The sequence below is a fragment of the Leucobacter sp. M11 genome (genome assembly GCF_035726885.1).
Taxonomy (GTDB): domain Bacteria; phylum Actinomycetota; class Actinomycetes; order Actinomycetales; family Microbacteriaceae; genus JAPFRB01.
Genome location: NZ_JAPFRB010000001.1, coordinates 348,065 through 348,984, shown reverse-complemented (window position 1 = coordinate 348,984; position 920 = coordinate 348,065). Strand labels below are relative to the sequence as shown.

Sequence of the window (920 nt, the reverse complement as noted above, 5' to 3'; positions counted from 1 at the left end):
CCGGCGCGACCGTCGCCGCCATCGTGCTCCTCGCGGGCGGGGTCATCCAGAACCTCAACGGCTTCACCGAGGTGCAGACCCTCCTCGGGCAGCGCCAGACGATCCCCGGCGGCCCCGTCGCCTCCCAAGAAGCGATCAAACTGCTCGGCACGAACGGCGGCGGCTTCTTCAACGCGAACTCCGCGCACCCCTTCGAAAACCCCACCCCCTGGACGAACCTCTTCCAGAACGTGCTGATGCTCATCATCCCCTTCAGCCTGCCCCGCGCCTTCGGCGTCATGGTCGGCCAGCCACAACAGGGCCGCACCATCGTCGCCGTCATGGCGGGCCTCTACGCCGTGAGCCTCACCGCGCTGTCCCTCATCGAAACCGCGGGCCGAGGCACGGCCCCCGCCCTCGCCGGAGCCGCCCTCGAAGGCAAAGAACTCCGCTTCGGCGTCCTCGGCTCCGCCCTGTTCGCCACCACCTCCACCGGCACGTCAACGGGGGCCGTGAACAGCATGCACGACTCCTACACCGCGCTCGGCGGGATGCTGCCCATGCTCAACATGATGCTCGGCGAAGTCAGCCCCGGCGGCGTCGGCACCGGCCTCTACGCAATCCTGATCCTCGCCGTGCTCGCCGTGTTCATCGGCGGCCTCCTCATCGGCCGCAGCCCCGAATACCTCGGCAAACGCATCGGCCCCCGCCAAATCACCCTCGCCAGCCTCTCCATCCTCGTCATGCCCGCCCTCGTCCTCACCGGCACCGCACTCAGCTTCGCCGTGCCCGCCCTCCGCGACTCCGTCACCCACACCTCCATCCTGAACCCCGGCAGCCACGGCCTCAGCGAGGTGCTCTACGCCTTCACCTCCGCCGCAAACAACAACGGCTCCGCCTTCGCCGGCCTCACCGCACACACCCCCTGGCTGAACTGGGCG

General features: G+C 69.1%; 1 protein-coding gene. It reads left to right on the top strand.

Going from position 1 to position 920, the window contains the following annotated elements; all coding sequences use genetic code 11:
• On the top strand, positions 1 to 920 hold a 920-nt coding region (gene kdpA, locus OOT08_RS01740; RefSeq protein ID WP_325090843.1), incomplete at both ends, for a potassium-transporting ATPase subunit KdpA.